Genomic DNA, 22,152 nt, shown 5'->3' on the forward strand with positions numbered 1-22,152 from the left:
TAGGTTTAACCAAATTATTCCGCTTAATATCCTTCTTTATTATTATTAATTATAAAGATTTTCCGTGTCTAAATATTGCGCGACCTTTGTGTAGATTACCACCAAACATTTTTTTAATGATTTACCAATATCTACAACAACATGAAGCAAGAGATAAGCAATAGAATAAAGGAATTAAGAAAAATGAAGGGGTTCTCGCAAAAACATGTAGCAGAAAATCTCTTTATATCCCAGGCGGCGTATTCACTTATAGAAAATTCACAAAATGGTATAGTGGCCGAGCATGTTGTAAAACTTAGTAGATTATATGATGTTACTACAGATTATCTACTTAAAGGTGATAAGAATGTTATTAGTATGACCAGAGCCAATGGTTTTACTCCATTTATAAAGCTAAGTGCACATGCGGGTTTTATAAAGAATTATCATCAGGAAGACTGGGAAAATAATTATGAATGGTTTCGTATCCCGGGATTTAACCCTACACAAAATCAGCGGCTTTTTGAAGTGGAAGGAGAAAGCATGCTTCCAACCATACTTCCCGGTGATATTTTAATTTGCCAAACCCAGAAGAAAATAGAAAATATTCTTGATGGCTCGCTGGTATTGGTTGTCACCACAGATGCTATAATTATAAAGAGATTAAAAGTAAATTCAGATCCCGAATATCTTCTTCTTGAAAATGATAATGAAAACCAGTTGGAGAGTCTCAAAATAGAGAGAGAAAATGTTCGTGAGGTTATGATGGTTCGGGGAAAAATTACCGGGGTACTGGTGCCCCATCATACTATAACTTCAAAAGGAAGAATAAATGCTCTGGAAGATGCATTGGAGCTATTAAAGAAGGAAGTTTTCCGGTTAAATAAAAAAATAATAGCACTTTCTAATTAATCCGGGGTTTTTCCCTTGTTTTGGTATTAAATAGGCTAAATCTCACAACATGTTGGCATGATGGGAGCAACTAAATTTGTTTCTTTGTATTCCTAATAGTGAGGTTATGAAAATTTTCAAAAATCAGTGGTCAAACATCATTTTAATAGTGATTATCCTGGCGTTGCTGATTCCTCAAACCCGAAAGCCTTTACAGGTATTCGCAAATAAAGTATTCGCTTTTAGCCCTGAGGTTACAGATGAAGCAGAAAGGGAGCAATTATCAGGATACAACTGGGTTCTGGAAAACAGCAATGAAAAACGGGTGAATTTTTCAGAATATCAGGATGAGGTGATTGTGGTAAATTACTGGGCAACATGGTGCCCTCCGTGTATTGCAGAAATGCCTTCTTTTCAGGATTTATATCAGGATTATAAAGGCGAGGTGCAGTTCTTTTTTATTTCAGGAGAAGAGCATGAAACAGTGAGGAATTTTTTAAAGGAAAAGCGATTTAGTCTTCCCACATTTCGAATGTTAAGCGCCGATCCCAAACCCCTGGATGGCTATACATTACCCACAACTTATGTTATTGACAGGCAAGGTAATATTGTTATAAAAAAAATAGGTTCCGCAAATTGGAACAGTCAGTCTATGAGGAATACGCTGGATAAGTTACTGCAATCCTGAATTACAATTTTCTGAAAAATGATTCAATAAATTCATAGCCGAAAAGAGAGAACATGATTTTCATATCTTCAGAAAAAGAAGTTTCTTCATCAAGGTATCTGAAAATTTTTTCTACAGAATTTGATTTGTAAAATCTGGTAAAAATTCTTTCTCCTTTTCCGTTATGCTGCGCCAAAACATCAAGAAAAATAGCGTCATACTTTCGGAAACGCTTGTTCACCAGGTTTTTGCCAGGTTTGAATCCGCTCTTGATATTTCTGATGATTCTGGCAGTTTTCTTCTCAGTATTTTTAAAGGAGTAGCCTGTGCTGGGCTTTACCCAACCGCCACCGGTACCAATTTTGGTGATTTTATTATTGTTGCTTTTTTCAAAAGGAAAATCGGTCATAGGAATTATCCCGCTTTCTGTTGATGTAATTTTGCAGGTATTAATTCCTGAAATTTCAGAAATATATCTTTTCAGCATTTCATCATAAATGCTTTCTTCGGTAAGGTAAGGCGTGAAAAATGTAAATTCGATCAAAGCCTTTTTGGCAGATTGGGGTAAAATATAAATAAAGGAAGTAGAATCTTTATGTTTTAGCCGGTAATCCATCATTGTAAAGGTCTCCGGGTCAAAACAATCGTTTTCAGTCTCTATTTGCCATCCTTTAAAATGCTGAAAAATTTTAGTGTATTTATTTTCTTCAGTATAAGCTTGTGGTATCCTGCTGTCAAAAAAATGGGTAGCTGGATAAATGTCATTTTCACCTATGGCCTGCATTTTTACAATATCAACTTCATTAATTCTGTCTTTAATAAATACAATATCAGGAGAACTTTCCAGCTCCTTTTTCATTTCGGTATAGAAGTCCAAGGACTTTATTTTCTTATAGGTATAAGGTGTAAGATCTAAATCCAGTTCTTCTTCAGAAGAATAAAAATGGGCCTTTTTCCAGGATTTACTTACAATATGATCCCATTGGCCCTCTCCTTTTTCCCAGAAACACCAGGTTTTATCATTTGTGTCTTTTTCTGAAGGATCTATAATGGCAATTTTTTTGCCCTTAAAAAACAATTCTCTGCTGAACCTTTGTGCTAACTGAAGTCCGGCTAAACCGCCACCAATAATGACATAATAATAAACTGGACCCATTTAGATAATCTGGTTTTATTTTCTGAAGTATTTAAATGGTACAAACAGCATTCCAAAACATTCCCCATCATCTTTGCCTAAATGTTTATGATGCATTTTGTGCGCGCGCCTAATGCCCTTTGCATACCGGTTATTTGCATTTCTGAAAATCTTAAAGCGTTGATGTATAAAAATATCATGTATCGTGAAATAAGTAATCCCATAAGCCAGTATGCCTAAGCCAATGGGTAAACCTGCCCAGAAACCATTGTATTGCCACAGGAGAAAGCAGGTAATACTAACCAGGGCATAAAATACAAAGAACAAGTCATTCCTTTCCCACCAGCTGCTGTGGTCCTTCTTATGATGATCTTTATGAAGTTTCCAGAGAAATCCATGCATAACATATTTATGGGTAAACCAGGCCATTCCTTCCATTGCCATAAATGTACTCAGAAAAATTGCTATCCATAACAGCGTTTCCATATTCAACTAATTTATATAAGATTTAATCTATAGGTAATATACGATTTTGCCAGTAAACCTGCCTTTTGATAATTTGAAACTCTTATCCTGCGGTTTTTTATTTCCAGCGAAGGTACTGCTTTTAGCTTGTGCAGTAGTTTACTGTAATAAATATATGCCGTGTAAACTCCAAATTTTGCTTCTACAGGAAGCCGTGCAATACCTGAGAGACCTTTGTGAAAATCCTCTTCAATTTCATTGATGATTTTATGTTTGCTCGCTTCGTCCAGTTGAGAAAGATTAACATGCGGGAAATAGCTTCGGCTTAAATCTTCATAATCTGCTTTCAGGTCCCGAAGAAAATTCACCTTTTGGAAAGCAGATCCCAGGCTCATGGCAGATTCTTTAAGAGCATTATATTTTTCATTATCACCTTTAACAAAGACCTTCAGGCACATTAGGCCAACAACGTCTGCACTGCCGTAAATATATTCCTTAAACTCATCTATGCTCAGGTAGTCAGATTTATATAAATCCTGCCGCATACTTTCCATAAAGGAAACATATAAATGTTTATCTATCCCATAACGGTGAACGGTTTCCTGGAAAGCATTGAGCACGGGATTTAAACTGATTTTTGCTGAAATGGCCTTATGCAGATCTGTTTCAAAATCTTTAAAAAGTACTTCTTTATCATAATCATGAAAAGAATCTACAATTTCATCAGCAAGTCTTACAAAACCGTAGATATTGTATATATCCTGCCTTATGCTGGGGGCGAGCATTTTGGTGGCTGTGGAAAAGGAAGTACTGTAGGAATTTGTAACTATTTTGCTACAGCCGTGGGAAACATGATCGAATATAGATTTCATAGCACTAATTTTTTGAATTCTGAATAAGCTCTGCCGCAAGTTTTCCCGAAATAAGTGAGGGGGGAACTCCCGGCCCGGGCACTGTAAGCTGGCCTGTAAAGTAAAGCTGATGTACTTTTTTGCTTTTTAATTTAGGACGTAAGAAAGCGGTTTGTAAAAGCGTATTGGCAAGGCCATAGGCATTTCCTTTATATGAATTGTATTGCTCTTTAAAATCATTTACACAGAAGGATTCTTTAAAAATAACCGACTTACTTACGTTCTGTTTTGTCAGTTTTTCAAAACGATTTATAATTTTTTGAAAATATCTTTCTCTTAATTCCGGAGTATCCTCAAGATCTGGTGCCAGAGGAATTAAAAATATACCTGCTTCCTTTCCTTCCGGAGCTACTTCAGTATCGGTAACCGAGGGAAAGCTTGCGTAAAAAAGTGGGTTTTCCGGCCACTGCGGGTCATCATAAATTGCTTCCGCATGGAGTTTGAAATCTGTGTCAAAGAATAGCGTGTGATGGGAAACATTCTTAAGCTTTTTCTCAAAACCAACATAAAAGAGTAGGGAAGAAGGGGCAAAGGTCTTTTTTCTCCAGTATTTTTGAGGATACTGCCGCTTATATTCCGGAAGCAGGGTTTCCGTATGGTGATAATCTGCTCCGCTTAAAATCACATCAGATTTTATTTCATTACCGTTAACAACAATAGCTTCAGCAGTATCTCCCGCAATCTTAATCTCAGTTACAGGAGAATCAGTATGAATGTTTACTCCCAGGGACTCTGCCAAAGATTTTATTCCTAAAATCACCTGGTACATTCCGCCTTTTGGATGCCAGGTCCCAAGGCCAAAGTCGGCATAATTCATAAAGCTGTAGAAAGCAGGGGTATTACTTGCTTTAGAACCCAGGAAAAGTACAGGAAATTCTAATATTTGAATAAGTTTTAAGTTATCAAACTCTTTCCTGACTTCTCTGGAAATAGTACTGAAGAACTGCCCTAGTTTTCCGGCTGTTTTTGGAGTGATTAGCTCAAGCGGCGACACCCCAGGTCTATATACCAGGTCTTTAATGGCAATTTCGTAATTCTCCTGGGCTTCTTTTATGAATCTCCTGAGTTTTTTAGAACTACCAGGTTCTTCGGCTTCAAAAGCCTCATAAATTTTTTCCAGGCTGTTCCCGATGCTTATCTTTTCCCCGTCTTCAAAATATACTTCGTATGCGGGGTTCAGTTTCTGTAATTTGTAAAAATCCTGTGGTTTTTTATCAAAATCAGCAAAAAAACGTTCAAAAACATCTGGCATCCAATACCAGGTGGGACCGATATCGAATGTAAATCCGGCCTTCTTTAATTGCCGTGCCCGGCCCCCCACTTCAGCATTTTTTTCATAAATATGCACTTCATTCCCTGCCTTTGCCAGGTAACATGATGCCGCCAGCGAAGCAAACCCGGAACCAATAATTGAGATTTTCTTTTTCATTGTCGGCTATAGATTTTTTGCAAATTCCTGGAGAGAATAGTTAAACTTTATATTTTCAGGATACTTTTTCTCCTGCATAGCTTTTAGCCGATTTCCGAATACCAGCAGATCATAAATTTTTTCTGTACATATTTTCTTCTGGAATTCTTCAATAAAATCAGCTATATCCTGGGGAGCTATAGTGAAATAACTAATAAAACTAATACTGTCATGTTTATCCAAAAGAAAAGTAATGTTCTCTATTGGCAAATTTGGCCCTAAATAAATGGTGCTTTTGCCACCGGCCAGCAGCAGGTAATTAATATAGAGAATTCCAATGTCATGAATTTCATTTTCAGGCAGAAAAAGAATATATAAATGAGAGGTGTCTTTTTCTGAAGTTTCTTTTAGTTCCGCAAGGTTCAGGTATAACTTCTGCCTTATAAGCTCAACAATATAATGCTCATGTATAGGTTTTATGGTGTCGGTTTGCCAAAGTGTACCTATTTCGTGGAGAAGAGGTAAAAATACCTCCTGAAAAATTTCATGAAAATTCATGTTCTCCTGCAGGCGCGCATAGGTTTGATAAAACAGAGGTTCATCAAAATTGATCATGGCCATTTTAAAAGCATTAACTGCCCGGTTCTCCCGGCTGGAACTTGCGGCTATACGCTTCACCATTCGGGCAATCTCTTCATTACTTAACTTTGATATACGCGATATTTTATAACCATGTTCATTTAAAAAAGCGATATTTAAAATCTTCTGAAGACTTGAACTATCGTATGTTCTTATGTTTGTAGAAGTACGATTAGGATTAAGGACATTATATCTCTTTTCCCAGATCCTGATTGTATGAGCTTTTATGCCGCTTAAATGTTCAAGATCTTTTATACTGAAATTTTGTTTTACCAGTTCCATATTTGAAATAACAAGATAAACAAATCTAAAAATTTTGCTTCTTTAAAAAATGAGTTCGGCGTTAAATGTTTAATAATTTATCAATAACATTAAACAAAATATTTTATTGGTTAATTTTTAGGGTAAGAGTGGAACAGCGAATGGGAGAGAATGGACCTGTGAGAATGCATGTTCCAATTTTTAATTTTGCTGTTAAAAATTTTCAATCAATTTTAATGCAGACAGGTGTTGTGTATATTTAAAGGAGCAACTGTTGAGTTAAAAAAGGGATTATGGAAAATAAAAAATCTGATAGAAGGGAATTTCAGGACAAGGATAAAGGTAAAAAAGATCCGGAATGGAAAAATGCCAATCGGGACGAGCAAAGAAAAGAGGATGAGGATCGGTTCGAGAAGTTCCGGAAAGATAAGGAAAAGCAACAGCAACAGAATAAGTATTAACATAATGCCTCTTGCAGAAAGAATTCTGTAGAAAGAGAAGTTCTGCAGCAAATTGTATATCTTCAATCAATAATTGAAGAATTTTATATGAAGACTATTTGCACATTATTTGCCATTTTATGCTTATTAATTGTAAATGCACAGGATAAAAGAGATTCTTTACCGCCGGCACTTTCAGCCATCCAACAATCTGAATTAAGAAAAGATCTTTATGAACTGGCCAGTGATAAAATGCGTGGCAGAAGGGCAGGGACATTAGATGAATTGCGCGCAGCAGCCTGGGTGGCTCAGAAAGCAAGGGAGGCTGGCCTGGAACCTGCAGGAAATGACGGAACTTATTTTCAATTTTTTCCTCTCTACCGCAGAGTAGTCTCTAATGAAAGTAGCCTAGAAATTAATGAAAAAGAACTTAGCCTTTGGGAAGAAGCATGGACAACATCCCCTGTAGAGGCTAATATAGATGAATCAATTACCTGGCTGGAAAGTATGGCTGACACTACTCTGAATCTTCAGGACAAAGTAGTGGCAATGCATCTTATTCCGCCTTCACGAATGCCGGCTGAAGGTATAAGTCTTTGGGTCTACCGATATGCGCTATCGGCTATTAGGGAGCAAAGCGCTGTGCTTAAAAGACAGAATGTTTCAGCCATAGTACTCATTGCAGATTCTACAGCAACTTCGGAAATTGGTTTTTTTGGACATGGTTTTGAAGAAGGTACTTATGCTATTGAGCCGCAAAGCAGGAAAGACCAAATATCAGATACTGTTCCTGTTATTCTGGTTAGCCGGGATTGGGCAAGAGAACTTCAGAAAGCAGATAGCAGGTTAAGCGCGACACTAAAAATAAATGAATTCACTTATCCTTCTGCCAATGTTATGGCAAAAGTATCCGGAACAGATGCTGAACTGCAAGAAGAATACGTTCTTTTTAGCGCTCATCATGACCATGATGGAATTGGTGCTGCCGTAGAAGGAGACTCTATCTGGAACGGGGCAGATGATAATGCAACTGTTAGTGTGGCTCTTCTGGCTATTGGCCGTGCCTGGAAAAAAAATCCTGGTAAACGAAGTGCTCTTTTTGTATGGCATGGAGCAGAAGAGCGCGGGTTGTTTGGTTCGAAATATTTTGTAAAAAATCCTCCTGTGAATAAGGACAATATTGTGGCAGTGCTAAATGGTGATATGATTGGTAGAAATAATCCGGATGCTGCCGCTTTGCTGGGATCTATTCCTCCCCATCGTAATTCAATAGATCTCGTAAACATGGCAATGGCAGCTAATAAACAAATAACTAACTTTAATGTAGATACCAGCTGGGATGCCTCCAGTCATCCTGAATTCTGGTATTATAGAAGTGACCACTTACCTTATGCGCAGGCAAATATTCCAGCTATTTTCTTTAGCACACTTTTGCACCCAGATTATCATACTCCTAAGGATGAAGCTGATAAGATAGATATTGATAAGCTAACTAAAATGACAAAATGGATGTATGGCACTGGATGGAAAGTATCTCAGGAGGAGAATGCACCTGTCCTGGAAAATGAGTAGGAATCCTGAAAAATAATTCTCAAAGTACTTTAGCTGGAATCTTATATGAACAAACCTCACCGTTTTCTGAAACCTGCGAGGTCAAATTTTTATAAAATCAACTGCTTATAATTGTAAAAAATCAGAAGTTTTGGCTCCATCCAATGCTGGTCATGCTCATATAAATTCAATATTTAAACTGGCTTCGGATAGCATAAACAAAATATATCAAGAGCAATAAAAGGAAAGTAATGTACCCGGAGCGGGACTTGAACCCGCACGCCCAAAGGACACATGGCCCTCAACCATGCCTGTCTACCAATTCCAGCACCCGGGTGAATAATTGAATGATTAAAATTCAATTTATTCAGAAAAGATTTTCAATATAAAATCTAAAAGTGATCTGGCTGGGGCTCGAACCCAGGACCCTCTCCTTAAAAGGGAGATGCTCTACCAACTGAGCTACCAGATCGATCTGATGCAATAAAAATTATGAACATTAAAGTATCTGGCTGGGACTTCCCAAAAACCTCGCTTTTGCTTTGTTCGGGACGGGCTTCTCGCCCAACAAGATTTAAACTTAAAAAGTGATCTGGCTGGGGCTCGAACCCAGGACCCTCTCCTTAAAAGGGAGATGCTCTACCAACTGAGCTACCAGATCTAATATGCATCTGTTTTTCCAGAATGCGGGTGCAAATATACTATCATTAATTTATTTTTCAAGACTAATTTCATATAAATTTGCAAATGTTTTTATTTGTACTCAAAATAAGAGAAATAGCACATGAAATATTTTTTAAATGGCTACATGGGAGCAGGAAAATCCCGAATTGGTACTCTTCTTGCAGAGGTGCTGGAATATGATTATGTAGACCTGGATGAACAGATAGAACTTATTGAACAAACCGATATTCAAAATATCTTCCGGAAAAAAGGAGAATTATATTTTCGTAAACTGGAAACAAAAGTTCTTAAAGATATACTTGAAAAAGGAAATGATATGGTGGTTTCCCTTGGTGGAGGTACGCCGTGTTATGGAAATAATCTGGAGTGGATACAAGAAGTTTCCAATGCTAAAACTATCTACCTTAAAGCTGCAGTGAGTACTTTAACCGAACGTTTGTTTCTTGAAAAAGTGCATCGGCCGGTAATAAGTCATCTGGAAACGAAAGAAGAATTGGAAGAATTTCTACGGAAACATTTATTCGAAAGGGCTTACTATTATAACCAGTCAGATATTATTGTAGATGTAGACAATCAGGCACCAGAAGAAATTGTGGCTAAAATTCAGTCTAAATTATAGCAATACCACACGGTCTTTACCTTTTTCAAAACGGAGTTTTACGGTTTCGCTTAGGGAGGTTGACAGGGAAATTCCTTTGAAATCGGCCTTAACAGGATATTTTTTATGATTTCTGTCTACAAGAACTGCGGTTTTAAACTGCTTAAGTGGGACGTCTAAAAAATGTCTTACGCCATAAATTAACGTGGTGCCGGAGTTAAGAACATCATCTACCAGAACCACAGATTTTTCCCGGTAATCATCAGGTTTAAGAGAAGTGGAAATCGCCGCTAATGGATTTTTTTTGTCAACTTTCACTTCACAAAGCCTAACTTCAAGAGAAGAAATGGTTTCTAACTCTTTTTGCAGGCGTCTGGCCAGTTCAAAACCGTTTTTTGCAATTCCGGCCAATATAATTTCTTCTTCATCAATATTGTTCTCAAGAATCTGATAAGCAATCCGTTTAATTTTATGTTTTATTTCTGCCTGGGAAAGGATGAGAACCTTATTCTTCATATTTGTTTTTTTTTGATGAAACTAAAAAATAATTCATTTCCTTCTCTGGACGGAATGGAATTATAGCATATTTCAAGAGTTTTTATTTCAAAGTATGGTCTAAAATACGTCAAATATTCCTCTTTGCTACCGCCAAATGGAGGGCCTTTTTTTGTTAAAGGAAAATTGAAGACAAGCCCGGTAATTTTACCGTTTTCATTAAGAAGCCTGTATGCCTTCTGCGCATAATCTTTTCTTAATTTTACCGGGATTGCACAAAAGAAGGTCTGCTCAATAATTAAGTCAAAACAATCATTAATCTCAAAGAAATCCTGATGCAGTAATTGATTTTCCGGAAGACCCGGTTGCCTCTTCTTCAGGTTAAGCAGCGGTTCCCTGGCAATATCGGCTACATAAACATTATAAAATCCATTATTAAAAAGATATTCTGCTTCGTATCCATTTCCTGCCCCGGGAATCAAAATTTTAAGATCTTTACTTTTAAGCTGATCAACATATTCCCTCACAGGGGTGGAAATATGGCCAATATCCCAACCGGTGTTGCTGTCAAGATACCGTTTAGACCAATATGCTTCAGCTTTTTTGCTCATTTTTTTTATCCTCAGTAGTGTCTTTATCTTTAGTAACCTCTTCGGCAGCATCATCAAACCAGTCATCAATATCGCGCCTGTCTTTTTTGGTAGGCCTTCCGGTTCCCTTTTTTCGGTAATAATCCTGGGAATATTTCAGTAATTCTTTTTTCTCAAATTCCTCTTTTGGCGTAACATCATGCACGTAAAGGTTAACCAGTTTAGCGCCTACGCGACTGGGAGGCAGATCCAGAATTTCAATTTCATAATTTACCTGGTTTTTTCTTGCTATCAGCTTATCTCCGGGAAACACTTCTTTAGATGGCTTTACATTTGTACCCTCCAATTTAACCTTTCCCTGTTTACAGGCATTGGTTGCTATACTACGGGTTTTAAAGTATCGAACACACCATAAAAACTTATCAACTCTCATAAATCTCGCTTTAAATCTGTCTTGTTCCTTAAGCAAAAATACAAGATTATTGTATCTTGCGCCCTAAAATTCCAGACGATGCGATTTAAGCAATTATTATTTATAGGCACTCTTTTAGGTTTAGGATTTACTTCCTGTAATAAAGATGATGACGATGGCGGCGGAACCACGGTTCCTGAAAGGGATAGGGGAGAGCAGGCTATTGAAGATGATGAAGCCCTGCAGGAGTATCTTTCTACCCACTTTTACAATTATGAAGAATTTGAAACGCCTCCCGAAAATTTCGATTACCGGATTGCTATTGATACTATTGCAGGAGAGAATGAGGATAAAATTGCTCTTTTAGATTCTGATGCGCTAATGGAAAAGGAGGTGACCGATGATAGTGTTTCTTATACGCTCTATATCCTGAAGGTGCGCGAAGGTGGCGGCCGTAAACCAACTTTTGCCGATTCTACCCTGGTTGGTTATAAAGGCCAGCTGCTAAATGATAATGTATTTGATCAAAGTTTGGTGGTGCCATTATGGTTTGATTTTCCTGGAACTATAACCACAAATAATAGAGGTCAATTAGTGCGGGTAGGTTATGTAGAAGCTAGAGGCTTTATTCATGGTTTAACTGAATTTGGAGAGGCAACAAATTATACTATTAATCCTGATAATACTGTAAATTGGGAAAATTACGGTATAGGTGCTATTTTTATGCCTTCTGGTTTGGGATATTTCTCTTCGGCACAATCTGGTATTCCCGCCTACAGCCCGTTAATATTTGAAATAAATTTATATAGAGCGGTGGAAGCTGATCATGATAGGGATGGTATCCCTTCCTGGAAGGAAGATTTAGATGAAGATGAAAATTTGTTTAATGACGATACAGATCAGAATAGGTATCCAAATTATTTTGATACCGATGATGACGGGGATGGTACTCCTACGAGGAGGGAAATTACCATACTTCAGGACGGAACTGTTGAATTTCCAGACAAGAATAACGATGGTACTCCAGATTATCTGGATCCGGATATTTTCCAGGAATAAATATTATAATTAAAAAGCCCCGATATCGGGGCTTTTTAATTATAACTTAAATTATCCTGTTTAAAAGGCATAAGATGCGCTGAGGATCCATTGAGAAGGACGGGAATCTATTTTAAAACCGTTATCCGTTGCAAGGTCTTCGCCAAAGGCATCATTGTCCTGAAATGCTCCTTCATAACGGGCATCAATTCCCAGACGGCCAAGGTTTAAACCTACGCCTAACTGATAGCCTACGGTAATTTCTTCTGCCACATCTCCTATTTCAAGATCTGTGCCTTCCAGTTTATTACTTAAAACATATTGAAATGAGGGGCCGGCTTTAATATTTAGTGGGCCCAGAACGTTAATTCCCACCATAATAGGGGCATCTATTTTTTGCATCACATAATCAAAACTGGAATATTCTGTAGTAAGCCTGGTATATAGCAATTCGGGCTGAATAAAAATGCCTGCTATTCCAATTTTACCATAAAAACCCAGGTGATAGCCTGTATTTTGTTCTCCTTCTTCTATTTCCGGAGCATCTTCTACTACCTGAGAAAAATTTTCATAATCTCCGGTGGCTCCGTAATTTAATCCTCCTTTAATTCCGAAAGAAGATTCCTGTGCCATAACGGTAATTCCGCAGAAGGCTATGGCTAATAACATTAATTTTTTCATAGTTGTGGTATTAGGTTGAGTTTGTATAACGCCAGAAGCAGTCGTTTTATTTCTGAAATATAAAAAAGCCCCTCAGATCTATTTCCTGAAAGGCTTTTTATAGAAGTAATTTTTGAATTATTTTCTTTTAAGTACTTTTTCCGTTGCCTTAATAATGGCTTCGGCATTAAGTCCATATTTGGCAAAAAGCTTGTCGGGTGTACCGCTTTCCCCAAAGGTATCCTGCGTAGCCACAAATTCCTGGGGTGCAGGATGATTTTCTGCCAGAGTACGGGCAACGCTTTCTCCAAGTCCTCCAAGGAAGTTATGCTCTTCAGCAGTAACCACGCAACCGGTTTTCTTAACAGATTTTAGGATAGCTTCTGCATCAAGTGGCTTAATAGTGTGAATATTTATCACTTCGGCACTAATACCTTTTTCTGAAAGTTGTTCCGCAGCCTGAATGGCTTCCCATACTAAATGGCCGGTAGCAATGATGGTAACATCGCTTCCTTCAAAAAGCTGAACAGCTTTTCCGATTTCAAATTTTTGGTCTTCAGGGGTAAAATTGGCCACTTTTGGACGGCCGAACCTTAGATAAACCGGTCCCACATGCTCGGCTACGGCGAGAGTTGCAGCTTTGGTCTGGTTATAATCGCAGGTATTAATTACCGTCATGCCCGGTAACATCTTCATAAGACCAATGTCTTCCAGTATCTGGTGGGTAGCTCCATCTTCTCCAAGTGTTACTCCGGAATGAGATGCACATATTTTTACATTCTTGTTAGAGTAAGCAATACTCTGGCGAATCTGGTCGTAAACCCTACCCGTTGCAAAATTGGCAAAAGTTCCTGCAAAAGGTATTTTTCCGCCTATGGTTAATCCTGCAGCCATACCCATCATATTCGCTTCGGCAATTCCTACCTGGAAGAAGCGTTCGGGATTTTCATCAATAAAATCCTGCATTTTTAGTGATCCTACCAAATCGGCACATAAGGCTACAACATTAGGGTTTTTACGCCCCAGTTCGGTTAAACCGGCCCCAAATCCGGAACGGGTATCTTTTTTTCCTGTATCTGTATATTTTTTCATCTTAACTTCTTTGTCACTTCCGCAGCCGCGAAAATTTGATTTTTGTGATGTTGATTATAAATTTTTAATCTGATGGCAAATTTAATAATCTCCAAGGGTTGCAGGGTTTTGTGCAAGCGCTTTCTCCAGTTGCTCATCATCTGGCGCTTTACCGTGCCATGCATGAGTATGCATCATAAAATCTACTCCATGCCCCATCACGGTAGTCATAAGAATGCAAACAGGTTTACCCTTTCCGGTTCTATTTTTGGCTTCGGCCAGTCCGTCCAGTACCTGGGTGATATCGTTACCATTTTCTATTTCCATCACATCCCATCCAAAAGCTTCAAATTTAGCTTTTAAATTCCCCATAGGAAGAACCGTTTCTGTACTCCCGTCAATCTGTTGTCCGTTAAGGTCTACTGTAGAAATTATATTATCTACTTTATTCCCTGCGGCGTACATGATGGCTTCCCAGTTTTGTCCTTCCTGAAGTTCCCCGTCTCCATGAAGTGTGTAAACAAGATGCTTATCTCCATTAAGTTTTTTAGCCTGTGCGGCTCCAAGTGCCACAGACATTCCCTGCCCTAAAGAACCTGAAGCAACACGTATTCCCGGTAAACCTTCATGAGTGGTTGGATGCCCCTGTAGCCTGGAATCTATAAGCCTGAAAGTGCTTAATTCTTCTACCGGAAAATATCCGCTTCTTGCAAGTACACTATAAAAAACCGGGGAAATATGTCCATTTGATAGAAAGAAAATATCTTCATCTTTTCCATCCATGTTAAAATCTGTATCGTGATCCATTACCTCCTGGTAAAGCGCGGTGAAGAATTCGGTGCATCCAAGGGAACCTCCAGGATGACCCGAATTTACCTTATGCACCTGCCTTAAAATATCCCTGCGTACCTGGGTGGCAAAATCTTCTAATTCTTTGATGTTTGGCATTTTAGTCTTGTATTATTAATAATGAGTTGATAACAAAAATAGGTTTTTAATCCGGCTTCGCCAAAGCTAAAATAAGAGAGATATTCAATATTATCAGGAACAATAGTTGCTTCCCAAAGGGTCAATTTCTTTCTTTAGAACAAATGTTGAGTATCTTTGCACCCATTGAATATTTTTTATGGATTTTGAACTTTTATCAGAGGATAAGGCAAGCAGCGCAAGAGCCGGAACTATAACTACAGATCATGGCAAAATTGAAACACCTATTTTTATGCCGGTGGGCACTGTGGCTTCGGTTAAAGGGGTGCACCAGCGGGAATTAAAGGAAGATATTAATCCTGATATCATCCTGGGGAACACCTATCATCTTTACCTGCGCCCCCAAACGGAAGTTCTAAAAAAAGCAGGAGGTCTTCACAAATTTATGAACTGGGACCGAAATATTTTAACCGATAGTGGGGGGTATCAGGTGTATTCTCTTTCTGCAAGAAGAAAAATAAAGGAAGAAGGGGTGAAGTTTAAATCTCATATAGATGGTTCTTCTCATACCTTTACTCCTGAAAATGTAATGGAAATCCAGAGAACTATAGGTGCCGATATTATTATGGCTTTTGATGAGTGTACACCATATCCCTGTGACTATAAATATGCCAAACGTTCCATGCACATGACGCACCGTTGGCTGGACCGCTGTATTGCACACTTCGAAAAAACTCCGCCACTTTACGGTTATAATCAATCTTTATTCCCTATTGTGCAGGGCAGTACCTATAAGGACCTACGGGAACAGTCGGCAGAATATATAGCTTCAGTTGGAGCTGAAGGTAACGCAATTGGCGGACTTTCAGTGGGGGAACCGGCTGAAGAAATGTATGCAATGACGGAAGTGGTGACGAGTATTCTTCCGAAGGAAAAGCCTAGATACCTGATGGGTGTGGGAACCCCAATAAATATTCTGGAAAACATTGCATTGGGAGTAGATATGTTTGATTGTGTGATGCCCACGCGAAATGCCAGAAACGGAATGCTGTTTACCGTCCATGGTACCATCAATATAAAAAATAAGAAATGGCAGGAAGATTTTTCTCCTATTGATGAAATGGCAATTACTTATGTAGATACATACTATTCAAAAGCTTATTTACGCCATTTATTTACCGTTAATGAAATGCTTGGCAAGCAAATTGCTACCGTTCATAACCTGGGCTTCTATCTCTGGCTGGTTCGTGAGGCCAGAAAGCATATTATAGCCGGCGATTTTAGTACTTGGAAAAATAAAATGGTAACTCAAATGAATAAACGCTTATAATTTGAAAATTCTTGACTGGTATATATTAAAGCGCTACCTGGGCACTTTTATTTTGATGCTTCTCCTGTTTGTTCCAATTGGAATTACAGTAAATCTTGCGGAAAAGATTGATAAAATTCTTGAAAATGAAGTTCCTTTTATAGAAGTGGCCAAGTATTATCTGGATTTCACCATCTATTTTGCCAATTTATTGTTTCCATTGTTTTTGTTCCTGTCCGTAATATGGTTTACCTCAAAGCTTGCTAATAATACCGAAATTATTGCCTTTTTGAGTAGCGGGGTGTCCTTCTGGAGGTTTTTAAGACCATACCTTATAGGGGCGGCAATTGTTTGTATAGGAGCTCTTGTTATGGGGATGTTTCTTGCTCCTAAAGCAAGTAAAGGATTTAATGAATTTAAGTATGAATACCTGAAACGTGGAGCTCAGGTCCAGGAAACCCGCGATGTGTACAGGCAAATTAATGATGATGAATATATTTATGCCAGCAATTTTCAGCCTAAAACCAAGACTGCAAGAAATTTCACCCTGGAGCATTTTAACGGAAATAAGCTGGAGTTTAAATTAAGTGCTTCTTATCTTGAATTCAATGAGGAAGATACCACTTACTCCCTCACCAATGTAGATAGAAGGATTGTAGGTGAAAACGAAGACCAGATTTTTACGGCGCGAAAATTGGACACCATTCTGCCCTTCGAGTTTGACGAGCTTACTCCTGAGTCCTATATCGCCGAAACTTTAAATTATTCTGAACTCAACGATTTTATAGAAACCGAACGCAGGCGTGGTTCGGGGAATATTAACCGCTATCTGGTGGTGGCGTATAAAAGATGGAGTTTACCGGTTTCAGCTTTTATATTAACAATTATTGCTGTGGCGGTTTCTTCAAAAAAACGAAGGGGAGGAATGGGAGTTAACCTCGCATTAGGTATAAGCCTGGCCTTTATATTTATATTTTTTGATAAAGTTTTTGGTACCATGGCAGAACAGTCAACATTTTCTCCGTTACTGGCGGTCTGGTTCCCTAACATAGTATTTGGTATTTTGGCGGTCTACCTGCTGTTTACCTCCAAAAGATAGGCTTAACCCTGAGGTTAAAAATTAAAGAAAAACAGGAAATCTTCCTTTTAAAGTTTGCTATATTTGTAGGCTAATAAAAAAACACCATAATTCTTATGGAATATTTAGATTTTGAATTACCCATTAAAGAGTTAGAAGAACAATACCGAAAGGCTTGTGTCATAGGGGAAGAGAGTGATGTAGATGTTACTGCAACTTGCAGGCAGATTGAAAAAAAACTCAGGGAAACCCGAAAAGAAATTTATAAAAATCTAACCGCATGGCAGCGTGTTCAGTTATCCAGGCATCCTAACAGGCCGTACACCTTAGATTATATTAAAGCAATCTGTGGTGATACATTTCTGGAGCTTCACGGTGACAGGAATGTGAAAGATGATAAAGCCATGATTGGTGGACTTGGCAAAATAGATGAACAGAGCTTTATGTTTATTGGTCAGCAAAAAGGATACAATACCAAGACCAGGCAGTACAGGAACTTTGGAATGGCCAATCCGGAAGGATACCGCAAAGCCCTTCGCTTAATGAAATCTGCTGAAAAATTTAACGTTCCCGTTGTATGTTTTGTAGATACTCCGGGAGCTTATCCGGGACTGGAAGCCGAAGAACGGGGGCAGGGAGAAGCCATTGCGCGCAATATTCTGGAAATGACCCGTCTTAAAGTACCCATAATTGTAGTAATTATTGGAGAAGGAGCCAGTGGCGGAGCCTTGGGTATTGGGGTTGGAGATAAAGTATTGATGTTGGAAAATACATGGTACTCGGTAATTTCGCCGGAATCCTGTTCTTCTATATTATGGAGAAGCTGGGAATACAAAGAAACTGCTGCAGATGCGCTCAAGCTTACTGCCAGGGATATGAAGAAACAAAAGCTTATTGATGAAATAGTGAAGGAACCTGTAGGTGGAGCTCATAGCAACAAGCAGGAAATTTTTGTTACTGTAAAAAAAACGATTTCTGATGCTTACGATGAGTTTAAAAACTTATCACCAGCAGATCTTGTGGAAAAAAGAATGAATAAATATTTAGCCATGGGAGTCTTTAAAGGCTAGTTCTTTTCTATACCGTATATTTAAATCAATCCGAAGCTGAGGTTTCGGATTTTTTTATCTCTATGAACAAAAAAAATAAGTTTTCAACAGGTCAATTGTTAATTACCGGTGGACTAACTTAGGTGCGAATAATTATAGTCATCTTAGCAAATTCTTTACTTTCGTAACATGGAAAAAATCACCGCCCCACAAAGTTTTGGTTATAAGCAAAGCAATGTAATTAATTTAGAAAAAGGAAAACTTCCACCGCAAGCTGTTGATTTAGAAGAAGTTGTGTTGGGGGCTATGATGATTGATAAAAAAGGGGTAGATGAAATTATTGATATCCTTAATGCTGACGCATTTTATAAATCGGGTCATAAGCTTATTTTTGAAGCCATTCATAAGCTGTTCGAAAATACCGAGGCAATTGACTTATTAACAGTCTCTAATCAACTCAAAAAAGATGGTAATTTTGAAAAAGCCGGAGGGGATTATTACCTCATTCAGCTTACCCAGAAAGTATCTTCTTCAGCACATATAGAGTTTCATGCCCGTATTATTCTTCAGAAATATATTCAGCGCAGCCTCATTAAAATTTCAAACGAAATTATTGAAGATTCTTACGATGAATCTACAGATGTTTTTGATTTGCTTGATCAGGCCGAAGCTAAACTTTATGAGGTTACCCAGGGGAATATTAAAAAATCAACCGAAACTGCCCAGAGTCTCGTTATCCAGGCAAAGAACCGTATTCAGGAAATCTCTAATAAAGAAGGTTTAAGTGGAGTGCCTTCAGGATTTGAGAGGCTGGATAAATTAACCTCCGGCTGGCAACCCAGTGACTTAATCATCGTGGCGGCACGTCCCGGTATGGGTAAAACCGCATTAACGCTCTCTATGGCCAGAAATATTGCGGTGGGACAAAATTTACCTGTGGCATTCTTCTCTCTGGAGATGTCTTCGGTACAATTAATTACCCGTTTAATTTCTTCTGAAACCGGTTTGTCTTCAGAAAAACTGAGAACGGGAAATTTGGAAAAACATGAGTGGGAGCAACTAAACGTGAAGGTAAAAGATCTGGAAAAAGCACCACTTTTTATTGATGATACTCCTTCTTTGTCAATTTTCGACCTTAGGGCCAAAGCAAGACGATTGGCTTCAACCAATGGAATTAAATTAATTGTTATTGACTATTTGCAGCTGATGACTGCCGGAGGTGGTCAAAAAGGCGGAAACAGGGAACAGGAAATTTCCACAATTTCAAGAAATTTGAAAGCCCTGGCTAAAGAACTTAATGTGCCGGTAATCGCACTGTCACAGCTTTCCCGTGCTGTGGAAACCCGCGGCGGAAGTAAAAGGCCCCTGTTATCTGATCTTAGGGAATCCGGGGCAATTGAGCAGGATGCCGATATTGTGTCTTTTATCTACCGTCCCGAATATTATAAAATTGATGAATGGGATGATGAAGAGCGTACCCCTACAGATGGGCAGGCTGAATTTATTGTGGCTAAACACCGTAATGGCGGGCTGGAAAACATAAGATTGAAATTTATTGGACATCTTGGTAAATTTGATAACTTGGAAGAGTTTGATTCTCCGTTTGAATTTCATTCTAAAATGAACAGTGGCGGAGATGATGAGAACAATTTTGGAGATAATCAGAATTTGCCAAATCCAAGTGCAGATGAGGCTTTTGGCAGTTCCATGAATGACGATTTTAATGATGACGACAGCGACGTGCCTTTTTAATTTTCCGAAGAAAATATATAATTTTAATAATCATCCCGTCGGTATTTCTTCAGTATTGAAGAAATACCTGACGGTTTTTTTATTACTGTGTTTCACATATTCGGGATTTGCATCTCATATTCTTATTCCTATGGATGATGAATCCCAGGGCGATCACCTAAAAGCCTACGGGATTACTTATTATTCCTTAGTTAATAATCTAAAAGTACGATGGCTTCTTAATTATCGCGGAGGTTCGTTTTTAATTTCAGATACTGAAGCTTTGCGGCGGGAATGCCAGATTCGGGGAGTTTCTTTTGAAATTATAAGTGATAGTAAAACCGAACAGGTTCTGGAAGAAATAAGCAGTCCTTCGCAGAATATGGAAACTGTTGAATTGGAAAAAGCTCCGAAAATTGCCGTTTATTCTCCACAGGGCAATAAGCCGTGGGACGATGCGGTAACTATGGTACTAACTTACGCTGAGATTCCATATGAAACGATTTATGATAGAGAAGTATTAAACGATGCCTTGGTGGAATATGACTGGCTGCATTTGCATCATGAAGATTTTACCGGCCAGTACGGCAAATTTTATCGCGCATTCCGTACCACACCATGGTATATTGAAGATAAAAAACACGCCGAAGCTTTGGCTACAGAATTGGGTTATGATAAAGTTTCAAAAGAAAAACTTGCAGTAGCCCTTAAAATCAGAGACTATGTTGTGGGAGGCGGCTTTATGTTTGCCATGTGCAGCGCCACAGATAGTTTTGATATTGCCCTTTCTGCAGAAGGCGTAGATATTGCTGAGGCTATGTTTGATGGAGATCCCAGTGAGCCCGGCTATCAGGCGAAAATCGACTATAACAGTACGTTTGCTTTTACCGATTTTATCCTGGAAAGAAATCCAATGGTTTATGAATTTTCTTCCATAGACATGACTCAAAAAAGACAAATTCAGGCAGAGAGTGATTATTTTACTCTAATGGATTTTTCGGCAAAATGGGATGTGGTGCCAACAATGCTTACCCAAAATCATACAAGTCTTGTAAAAGGATTTATGGGACAAACAACTTCTTTCAATCCCGAAAATATCAAGGCGAACGTCCTGGTGATGGGGGAGAGCAAACTCAATGGGGAAGCCCGTTATATCCACGGGATAAAAGGCAAGGGATTTTTTACATTTTATGGTGGTCATGATCCTGAAGATTATACACACAGGGTGGGAGATCCAAAAACAGAACTGGAACTACATCCAAATTCGCCGGGTTACCGGCTTATCCTGAATAACGTCCTTTTTCCTGCCGCCCGAAAGAAGAAGCAAAAAACCTGATAATTATGCGCATTGATGCACATCAGCATTTCTGGAACTACAATCCCGAAAAATACAGTTGGATTGAAGATAAATCTATTCAGAAAGATTTTGCACCACAAGATTTAAAACCCCTGCTTGATAAGCACCAATTTGATGGTTGCATAGCGGTGCAGGCAGATCAGTCGGAGGATGAAACAAACTTTCTGCTTGCCCTTGCCGCTAAACATGATTTTATAAAAGGTGTTATCGGGTGGCTGGATTTAACTGCTGAAAACGTGGAAGATGTACTTACTAAACACTCCCGAAATACTCACTTTAAAGGAATTCGACACACCGTCTATGACGAGTTTGGAAAATTTATGCTTAATGCCCAATTTCACAATGGAATCTCAAAATTGGCCAATTTCGATCTTGTTTATGAAATTCTGGTATTTCCGTACCAGCTTAAAGCTGCGGTGGAACTGGTTAACAATTTTCCCAATCAGAAGTTTGTGCTGAACCATATGGCAAAACCTGAGATTTTTCAAAAACCTTCTGCACAATGGAGAAACGGAATTAAATCCTTGGCTCAGCATAAAAATGTGTATTGTAAATTTTCAGGATTATTGAGTGCCGCAGGGGAGAAGGATTGGAATTTGCAGACATTTTCTCCTTTTCTGGACTTTGTTTTTGAAAACTTTTCTGAAGATAAGCTTATGTTTGGGTCGGACTGGCCGGTTTCGCTTTCCGGTGGAAATTATGCTGATAACATAGAGGTTATTGAAGAATATCTTTCTGCTGAATCTACCTCTGTTAAAAACAAGATTTTTGGTGGCAATGCAGTATCATGTTACAACCTTTAAAAT

At 38.4% G+C, this 22,152-nt stretch carries 23 protein-coding genes and 3 tRNA genes; 12 read left to right on the top strand and 14 right to left on the bottom strand.

The window, feature by feature from the left end; genetic code table 11:
* Positions 1–141: 141 nt before the first annotated feature.
* Together RM539_RS18500 and RM539_RS18505 are read left to right on the top strand one after the other, a co-directional pair.
* Positions 142–891: an XRE family transcriptional regulator gene (locus RM539_RS18500; RefSeq protein ID WP_311504910.1), complete on the top strand. Its 750-nt coding sequence runs from the start codon at positions 142–144 to the stop codon at positions 889–891.
* Positions 892–997: 106 nt separating this feature from the next.
* Positions 998–1,558, top strand: coding sequence for a TlpA family protein disulfide reductase (locus RM539_RS18505; protein WP_311504911.1), 561 nt, complete (start codon positions 998–1,000; stop codon positions 1,556–1,558).
* A gap of 1 nt (position 1,559) precedes the next feature.
* Here the strand turns inward: RM539_RS18505 and RM539_RS18510 are convergent, their stop codons facing one another.
* From RM539_RS18510 to RM539_RS18530, 5 genes are read right to left on the bottom strand one after another with little or no spacing between them, the layout of a single operon-like run.
* On the bottom strand, positions 1,560–2,693 hold the full coding sequence (locus RM539_RS18510) for a lycopene cyclase family protein (RefSeq protein WP_311504912.1): 1,134 nt from the start codon (positions 2,691–2,693) through the stop codon (positions 1,560–1,562).
* Between the two features lie 15 nt (positions 2,694–2,708).
* Positions 2,709–3,158, bottom strand: a complete 450-nt coding sequence (locus RM539_RS18515) for a sterol desaturase family protein (RefSeq protein WP_311504913.1) — start codon at positions 3,156–3,158, stop codon at positions 2,709–2,711.
* Positions 3,159–3,169: 11 nt separating this feature from the next.
* The gene (locus RM539_RS18520) at positions 3,170–4,009 is read right to left on the bottom strand and encodes a phytoene/squalene synthase family protein (protein ID WP_311504914.1); all 840 of its coding nucleotides are present in this window, start codon (positions 4,007–4,009) and stop codon (positions 3,170–3,172) included.
* Between the two features lie 4 nt (positions 4,010–4,013).
* Positions 4,014–5,477 carry a phytoene desaturase family protein gene (locus RM539_RS18525; protein WP_311504915.1) on the bottom strand — a complete coding sequence of 488 codons (1,464 nt, stop codon included), beginning with the start codon at positions 5,475–5,477 and terminating at the stop codon, positions 4,014–4,016.
* Positions 5,478–5,483: 6 nt separating this feature from the next.
* Positions 5,484–6,377: a MerR family transcriptional regulator gene (locus RM539_RS18530; RefSeq protein ID WP_311504916.1), complete on the bottom strand. Its 894-nt coding sequence runs from the start codon at positions 6,375–6,377 to the stop codon at positions 5,484–5,486.
* A 272-nt stretch (positions 6,378–6,649) separates the two neighbouring features.
* Here RM539_RS18530 and RM539_RS18535 point away from each other — a divergent pair, with 272 nt between their 5' ends.
* Both RM539_RS18535 and RM539_RS18540 read left to right on the top strand, forming a co-directional pair.
* Positions 6,650–6,817 carry a hypothetical protein gene (locus RM539_RS18535; RefSeq protein ID WP_311504917.1) on the top strand — a complete coding sequence of 56 codons (168 nt, stop codon included), beginning with the start codon at positions 6,650–6,652 and terminating at the stop codon, positions 6,815–6,817.
* An 87-nt stretch (positions 6,818–6,904) separates the two neighbouring features.
* Entirely contained in the window at positions 6,905–8,368 is a 1,464-nt protein-coding gene (locus tag RM539_RS18540; protein ID WP_311504918.1) for a M28 family peptidase, read from the top strand.
* Between the two features lie 233 nt (positions 8,369–8,601).
* Here the strand turns inward: RM539_RS18540 and RM539_RS18545 are convergent.
* From RM539_RS18545 to RM539_RS18555, 3 genes are all read right to left on the bottom strand, one after another.
* Positions 8,602–8,684: transfer RNA gene (locus tag RM539_RS18545), tRNA-Leu, on the bottom strand.
* A gap of 62 nt (positions 8,685–8,746) precedes the next feature.
* Positions 8,747–8,819, bottom strand: a tRNA-Lys gene (locus tag RM539_RS18550).
* Between the two features lie 116 nt (positions 8,820–8,935).
* A tRNA-Lys gene (locus RM539_RS18555) sits at positions 8,936–9,008 on the bottom strand.
* A 123-nt stretch (positions 9,009–9,131) separates the two neighbouring features.
* Between RM539_RS18555 and RM539_RS18560 the strand changes: the two genes are divergently transcribed.
* The gene (locus RM539_RS18560; protein WP_311504919.1) at positions 9,132–9,650 is read left to right on the top strand and encodes a shikimate kinase; all 519 of its coding nucleotides are present in this window, start codon (positions 9,132–9,134) and stop codon (positions 9,648–9,650) included.
* On the opposite strand, the gene RM539_RS18565 is transcribed toward RM539_RS18560, so the two are convergent.
* From RM539_RS18565 to RM539_RS18575, 3 genes are read right to left on the bottom strand one after another with little or no spacing between them, the layout of a single operon-like run.
* Positions 9,645–10,145, bottom strand: coding sequence for a phosphoribosyltransferase family protein (locus tag RM539_RS18565; protein WP_311504920.1), 501 nt, complete (start codon positions 10,143–10,145; stop codon positions 9,645–9,647). The two genes, RM539_RS18560 and RM539_RS18565, sit on opposite strands and share 6 nt — an antisense overlap.
* Positions 10,142–10,735 (bottom strand): methyltransferase domain-containing protein, encoded by a 594-nt coding sequence (locus tag RM539_RS18570; RefSeq protein ID WP_311504921.1) that lies wholly within the window; start codon positions 10,733–10,735, stop codon positions 10,142–10,144. The genes RM539_RS18565 and RM539_RS18570 overlap by 4 nt, the downstream gene beginning before the upstream one ends.
* The gene (locus RM539_RS18575) at positions 10,719–11,147 is read right to left on the bottom strand and encodes an RNA-binding S4 domain-containing protein (protein WP_311504922.1); all 429 of its coding nucleotides are present in this window, start codon (positions 11,145–11,147) and stop codon (positions 10,719–10,721) included. Before RM539_RS18575 ends, RM539_RS18570 begins: the two co-directional genes overlap by 17 nt.
* Before the next feature lie 78 nt (positions 11,148–11,225).
* Between RM539_RS18575 and RM539_RS18580 the strand changes: the two genes are divergently transcribed.
* Positions 11,226–12,185, top strand: coding sequence for an FKBP-type peptidyl-prolyl cis-trans isomerase (locus tag RM539_RS18580; RefSeq protein WP_311504923.1), 960 nt, complete (start codon positions 11,226–11,228; stop codon positions 12,183–12,185).
* A 60-nt stretch (positions 12,186–12,245) separates the two neighbouring features.
* On the opposite strand, the gene RM539_RS18585 is transcribed toward RM539_RS18580, so the two are convergent.
* The 3 genes from RM539_RS18585 to RM539_RS18595 form a co-directional block, all read right to left on the bottom strand.
* Positions 12,246–12,845, bottom strand: coding sequence for an outer membrane beta-barrel protein (locus tag RM539_RS18585; RefSeq protein WP_311504924.1), 600 nt, complete (start codon positions 12,843–12,845; stop codon positions 12,246–12,248).
* 117 nt (positions 12,846–12,962) lie between these two features.
* On the bottom strand, positions 12,963–13,916 hold the full coding sequence (locus RM539_RS18590) for a transketolase family protein (protein ID WP_311504925.1): 954 nt from the start codon (positions 13,914–13,916) through the stop codon (positions 12,963–12,965).
* Positions 13,917–13,997: 81 nt separating this feature from the next.
* Positions 13,998–14,843: a transketolase gene (locus RM539_RS18595; RefSeq protein ID WP_311504926.1), complete on the bottom strand. Its 846-nt coding sequence runs from the start codon at positions 14,841–14,843 to the stop codon at positions 13,998–14,000.
* A gap of 178 nt (positions 14,844–15,021) precedes the next feature.
* Between RM539_RS18595 and tgt the strand changes: the two genes are divergently transcribed.
* From tgt to RM539_RS18625, 6 genes are all read left to right on the top strand, one after another.
* Complete coding sequence (gene tgt / locus RM539_RS18600) at positions 15,022–16,152, top strand: tRNA guanosine(34) transglycosylase Tgt (protein WP_311504927.1); 1,131 nt, start codon at positions 15,022–15,024, stop codon at positions 16,150–16,152.
* Position 16,153: 1 nt separating this feature from the next.
* Complete coding sequence (locus tag RM539_RS18605) at positions 16,154–17,230, top strand: LptF/LptG family permease (protein ID WP_311504928.1); 1,077 nt, start codon at positions 16,154–16,156, stop codon at positions 17,228–17,230.
* A gap of 95 nt (positions 17,231–17,325) precedes the next feature.
* Entirely contained in the window at positions 17,326–18,279 is a 954-nt protein-coding gene (locus RM539_RS18610; protein ID WP_311504929.1) for an acetyl-CoA carboxylase carboxyltransferase subunit alpha, read from the top strand.
* Positions 18,280–18,447: 168 nt separating this feature from the next.
* Positions 18,448–20,010 (top strand): replicative DNA helicase, encoded by a 1,563-nt coding sequence (gene dnaB / locus RM539_RS18615; RefSeq protein ID WP_311504930.1) that lies wholly within the window; start codon positions 18,448–18,450, stop codon positions 20,008–20,010.
* Positions 20,011–20,065: 55 nt separating this feature from the next.
* Positions 20,066–21,325, top strand: coding sequence for an asparagine synthetase B (locus RM539_RS18620; protein WP_311504931.1), 1,260 nt, complete (start codon positions 20,066–20,068; stop codon positions 21,323–21,325).
* A gap of 5 nt (positions 21,326–21,330) precedes the next feature.
* A complete protein-coding gene (locus tag RM539_RS18625; protein WP_311504932.1) occupies positions 21,331–22,149 on the top strand; it encodes an amidohydrolase family protein in 819 nt (272 codons plus the stop codon).
* Positions 22,150–22,152: the final 3 nt, after the last annotated feature.

The organism is Autumnicola musiva, from assembly GCF_031846585.1.
GTDB classification, from domain to species: Bacteria; Bacteroidota; Bacteroidia; order Flavobacteriales; family Flavobacteriaceae; genus Autumnicola; species Autumnicola musiva.